The sequence below is a fragment of the Terriglobia bacterium genome (assembly GCA_032252755.1).
Taxonomy (GTDB): domain Bacteria; phylum Acidobacteriota; class Terriglobia; order Terriglobales; family Acidobacteriaceae; genus JAVUPY01.
This window is the reverse complement of sequence record JAVUPY010000020.1, coordinates 1-5,512: the sequence shown is the minus strand read 5'-3', so window position 1 is coordinate 5,512 and position 5,512 is coordinate 1. Positions and strand designations below refer to the sequence as shown.

Below are 5,512 nucleotides of genomic sequence, written 5' to 3'. Positions count from 1 at the left end.
CTAGCGGACTTGAGCAACGCTATTTTCGTGAGAAGTTACTCGCCGAAACGCTGATGCGAACTCAGACACCTTTCACTTCAAAAACGGTCTGATCGGCGAATTGCGCATCCGCAGTGAGAAGCAGAGCCAACCACCCTATTTACGGAGTTCTAATATGCCGACTTCTAATCTCCGAGGTACTGCATGAGCCAGTACAAAGGAGGAGGAGGATGTCACTACAGGCATAAATTGGCCGGGCCTCCAATCATAAGTTGGCCGGAATTCGTGGGTTTCAGTGGATTCTGTTCGCTAAAGTTTCGGCATTCCAAGGATAAGTTGGCCGCGAGTTCTGTGTTCCAAGCAAATCTTGGCCGCGGGTGCTCGATCGCTTTTCGCGGTAATCACCGTTCGATGAGATTGTTGACGCTGGTGAGCATCCGTCGCTGCAGCGAACTTTTCCTTTATAGCCAAGAGGAATCCGCCGCTCAGAAGCACCCATGGGGAGACGGGGTGCGGGAGGGCGAACTTCCGGTAAAGGTCAGAGTGGCCTATAAACCACTCGGATCGCACCAATAGAGTGCGTTAGAGTCGAGACCCCTTAAATCAGACGAGAATCCACAGCGATGCAGACGGCTACTCGGTCCTTAGCGCGGTCATCGGCTCAACGCGAGAGCTTCGCCAGGCCGGAATGAGAGCTGCGATCGTCGTCACGGCTCCCAGGATCGAAATAGTCAGCAGAAGCGTCTCCACATCGAGTGCACGAACGCCGAAAAGCAACCCCGCGAGCAACCGCCCCACCATCGCCGAACCAAGCACACCTGCAATTGCACCAATCAGTGTTAACCGAATCCCTTCTGAAACCACCAGTCCCACAATGCTCTTCCGCGTGGCGCCAAGTGCCATCCGTATTCCCACCTCACGAATCCGCCTCGCCGCAAGAAACGAAATCAGTCCGTAAATCCCGAACGACGAAAGCACCAGTGCCGCTCCGCCGAAGAACACGAGCACAGTAAATAACAAACTGCGCAGTGCTATTGTGCCTCCGATCAGCTCCGGCATCGATTGCACAAAGAACACGCCCTGGCTCGCATCCACGCTCGCTACTGCGTCCTTAATGAATCGCGCCACATCTCGCGCGGAACCAGGACTCTTCACCACTACAAAATTGACGTATCCTGTCGATTGGTCCGCTGGAATGAACACTCCCGGTCGTGCAGCCATATCAAGCGATATGTTGCGCATCGGCGCCAGAACTCCGACGACGCGCCGCCACACCGGCTTTGCAGGATCGTCAACATTGATCATCTGCCCGATCGGGTTCTCGCCCGGCCACAACGTCCTTGCCAGGTTTTCGTCGACCACCACTATCTTCGGAGCATCGCGCGTGTCCGTCTTCGCGATCAATCGCCCGCGGATCAGCCGCACTCCCATCGCTTCCAGATATCCCGAAGAGACGTCATTGGAATCCGCATCGATCCCCGCGCTACCGCCGTTGAACATGCCCTCAGACTGCGCCTTCATGTCGTCGTATTGCCCCACAAACGGGAACCCCGTCGACACACCGGCACTCTCGATCTGTGGCGTGCTCCTCAGCTTGTCGAGCACTTTGCTAAAGAACACTTGCCGTCTCTCGAACTGCCCGTATTGAGAAGCAGGAAGCACTGTCACGGCGTAGAACACATGCTCGGCGCGGTAGCCAGCATTCGTCGACAGGAGATTTACCAGCGTGCGCAGCATCAATCCGGCCACGCACAGCAGCACCACCGAAACCGCAACCTGCCCCGCAACCAAGGAGCTGCGTAGCCTCGTGCGCGGGCGGCCCATGCTCGTGCGCGAAGCCTCAGACAATACATCTCTAGGCGAGCGCCCCAGAACCTGCAGCGCATTCAATCCTCCGATCAGCACGCCGCAGGCGATCGCCAGCAGCGCAGCAAAAAGCACGGCGCTGAAATCGATGCTCGTATTCGCCAGACGCGGCACATCAATGGGCGCGAGATGCAGGAGAAGTTTCAGGCTTGCCGCCGCAACCGGCACACCCAGGAGACATCCGCAAAAGCACAACAGAACGCCCTCGAACATCGGGATTCGCGCCACCTGCCAGCTGCTGCCGCCCAATGCCATGCGGATCGCGAGCTCGCCGCTTCGTGCTGCTCCTCGCGCCAGCAGCAGGCCGGCAACATTCGCGCAGGCCAGCAGAAGCATCAAACCTGTAGCAGCCAGCAGTGCAAGCAAAGGTCCGTTCAATCCCCTCACCGTCTGCTGGCGCAACGAAAATATTCGCGCGCTCTCGTCGCGATTCGTCTTCGGATATTCGCGCTCCAACGAGCGGCACGCATTTTCGAGCTGTGCTTGGGCCTCGCTCAACGTGATGCCGGGCTTCAGCTTCGCAATTACACCCGCATCCGGCGCGCCATGCTGTTCCTTGGCAAGATCGACGGCCAGCGGCATCCAATGTTGCATCTGGTCCGTTGGCAATCGCGCGGTGGTCCCCAACTTCAGCGGAAAATTGAAGCCTGGGGGCATGACCCCGACCACTTCGTAGCTCTCGTTATCCAAATGAATCGTCTTCCCGACAATTTGCCGATCGGCTCCGAAGCGCCGTCGCCATAGATCATCGCTGAGGATGACGACGTGGTCATTTCCCGGCAGATCGTGATCCGCCGAAAACCAATTTCCCAATTCCGGACGCACTCCCAGCATCGGCCACAGATTGGCTGTCACGCGAAGCCCGTATTTGGATTCCGCCTGGCCGTTCCCGGTGAGGTTACGCAGATCGTAGTGATACATCGCCACGTCCTGAAAAGCCGGAACTGTGGTCTTCCAGTCCAGTGCATCCCTCATCGGGGCACTCCAGCCGTTCAGAGCGCCCGTTTTCGGGAACCAGCTCACAATCTGCACGAGCCGCACGGGATCGCGGAATGGCAATGGGTTGAGCAGCACATTCCGGACAACACTGAAAATGGCAACGCTGACGCCCAAACCCGCAGCGAGCACCAAAACAACAGTTGTCGCGAAGGCGGGCGCTCTACGGATCTGGCGCCACGCCTGCCGCAGATCGCCTCGAATGGATTCCGTTGATATTGGACGAGGAGCTTTTTGTAGCATCCTGGATCGCGCTCCTACGCAGGCTGTGTCGCGCGCATAAAGCTCAAATGATTGGTTGACTCGTTTTCAGCTAGCCCGATCAGCTCGTTTACACAGACGGAGAACGACACTAAACGGCAGCGAAAATATTATAAGGCGAGCGGACTTTCCCCGGTTCAGGTGAACTGAATCACGCACGCGTAGAGGTATCCAGCACAAGCAACTCCTGGTCAGAAACCTACCTCGCTCGCAAATGGTTGCAAGCCTCACTGGCCAACCGGAATTACAACCATAAAATGGCCATTCTGGCCAACTTATGGTTGTAGTGACAGAGGACCTCATGCCGCCGTGGGCGCCCCCATGAACGCGGACATGCGGGCGAGGATGTCATCGGCGCTTGGTCCGTCAATTGGATCTGCCGCTTCGCGGCTGTGCAGCAGGCCATCCATTTCGGCGACGATGTTGGCGGCATCGGTGGCCGTCGTGACACGCAGAAGGTCATGCTTCTTGAGGTCCTGAGCGGAGTAGTTGCACAGCCGCCCTTTGACTTGCTCCGCAAAACGGTTGAGGTCCGTATCGCCATTGACGTTAAGCCGCGGTAGGATCTCCACCAGGTCTAGAACATTGGTTACCAGCGAGCCGTGGAAGCGCGACTCCGGCTCATTGAGCCGGTCGACCATGTGGGCGACCACCTCGCGTAGCCGCTTCCAGAGGTCTTCCGTTCCGCGCATCAGCGATTCGCGGACGTTGGCATCGATCTCGCGCGAGACCCGCGCCTGCTCCTCGGCCGACATCTGGACGCGGAAGTCGGCCCCGGACGGAATGGGCAGCACTTCGAGTTTGACGCCAAACTTCGTCCGCAGCTTGTCGGCACTTGGGTAGTCTTCCTCGCGGAAGAGCCCGTTCAACTCCGGCCTGACCTGCTCGATGTACTGGGGGTAGACGCCGAGGAAGCTTTCCACTCCCTGTTCGAAGCCGGCCTCGAACTCGCGCATGCGCGCCATGAGATCGAAGTAGAAGTTCGCCGGCAGCAATCGAAACCCTTCGTCCGACCAGGGCAGCGTGATTTTATAGAAGTGCTGCCGGATCTGGCCGGCGAGCGTGCGCAGTTCGTCCAACTTGTCCGCGCCACGCAGCAGTTGCTTGTTGTAACGGCCTGCGCCCTGGTGCGCACCATGTTGATCGGCGACGTCTCGGCTGACCTTGCGATCGTGTTTGACGGCCGTCCAGATGCTGATGTGGACGGCGGCGAGCATTGCCTTTTCTGTAATCATTGGATGGCCTCCCGGCATTCCACTCCGAAGCGAACGAATTCTGGAGTGTGGGTTATGGCGGTGTCCCGCGCCGCCGCGTCGCGCATTGCCATCACCCGCATTTCGGTTGGCATTCGGTCGAGATACGCGATTGCTCTCCCTACCGAGGTGTCGCTCATGGCCCTTCCCAGGGCTGTAGCAATGGCGATTTGCGCGGAAGGCTCCGTGGGAAGCGGCGCCATCGTGGGGTTCAGAAGGATCTCGTCGATCGAAGGCAACTGTCGAAACAGCCGAATGAATGCGACAAGCTCCGAAGCCGCTGCCGGCCCCACGGTTCCATCCAGGAGTTGCGCCTCAAACTCGCTGGCCCCCGAGAGAAACTGCGTCTTCTGACGACGGGCGATACCGCAAAGCACCTGTGAGGCCATCTCCCAGGAACGCGGAGTGGGCCAAGCGTTGGCGTCCGACGTCGCGTCCGCCGTATGCAGAAACTCAGGCTTGAAGCGGAGAAAGGCGATGATCTCGGGACGGACTTGGGCCTTCACCGCCCAACGGCACCAGTCGTCGAGATCAGGTTCAAGGTCTAAATGCACGAACCGGTTGCGAAGCGGTCGTGGCATCGCGAAGTGAACGCCACGCTCGGAGGCAGGATTCCCGGCTGCGATGACCACCCAGCCGTCAGGCAGCACATACTCGCCGAGCCTGCGATCAAGCACTAGCTGATAGCAGCCAGCCTGGGTCATCTGCGGCGCGGAGGTCAACTCATCGAGAAAGAGAATGCCTTTGCCTGTAGTGGGAAGAAACTTGGGCGGCACCCATTCGGTCTGGTCTTCGGCGATCCGCGGCAGTCCCCGGAGATCGACCGGATCAAGCTGCACAGCGCGCACGTCGAGAAAGTCGTAGTCGAGATCGTTGGCCACCTGAGCAACGATCTGCGACTTACCAACTCCGCATGCACCCCAGATGTGCAGGGGCACACGTTCACCAATGAGCGCATGAAGCGCCTCATAGAGTTTCAATGGTTTCATGGGATTTCCTTTGAGGATTGAGGTAGGAGAATGATCCTGCAAGCTTCCTTGAAGCGGGCGTCAGATCTGGGTTACGGCCGCGAAAAGTAGCCATATACGCAGCGCGCTCCGCCACGCGAGCAGTTGTGGGTGTCATAGAGGACGCCGTCGATCACCGCAGTGAGGTGC

General features: G+C 58.6%; 3 protein-coding genes. All 3 read right to left on the bottom strand.

Annotated elements, in window-relative coordinates:
* Window positions 1-612: 612 nt before the first annotated feature.
* Complete coding sequence (locus ROO76_03905; GenBank protein MDT8067289.1) at window positions 613-3,084, bottom strand: ABC transporter permease; 2,472 nt, start codon at window positions 3,082-3,084, stop codon at window positions 613-615.
* 317 nt (window positions 3,085-3,401) lie between these two features.
* Window positions 3,402-4,337 (bottom strand): hypothetical protein, encoded by a 936-nt coding sequence (locus ROO76_03900; protein MDT8067288.1) that lies wholly within the window; start codon window positions 4,335-4,337, stop codon window positions 3,402-3,404.
* A complete protein-coding gene (locus ROO76_03895) occupies window positions 4,334-5,344 on the bottom strand; it encodes a MoxR family ATPase (GenBank protein ID MDT8067287.1) in 1,011 nt (336 codons plus the stop codon). The genes ROO76_03900 and ROO76_03895 overlap by 4 nt, the downstream gene beginning before the upstream one ends.
* Window positions 5,345-5,512 lie beyond the last annotated feature (168 nt).

Bases quoted from the DNA above. Each gene is read 5' to 3' on its own strand.
- ROO76_03905 (MDT8067289.1), bottom strand. From the start codon at position 3,084: ATGCTACAAAAAGCTCCTCGTCCAATATCAACGGAATCCATTCGAGGC.
- ROO76_03900 (MDT8067288.1), bottom strand. From the start codon at position 4,337: ATGATTACAGAAAAGGCAATGCTCGCCGCCGTCCACATCAGCATCTGG.
- ROO76_03895 (MDT8067287.1), bottom strand. From the start codon at position 5,344: ATGAAACCATTGAAACTCTATGAGGCGCTTCATGCGCTCATTGGTGAA.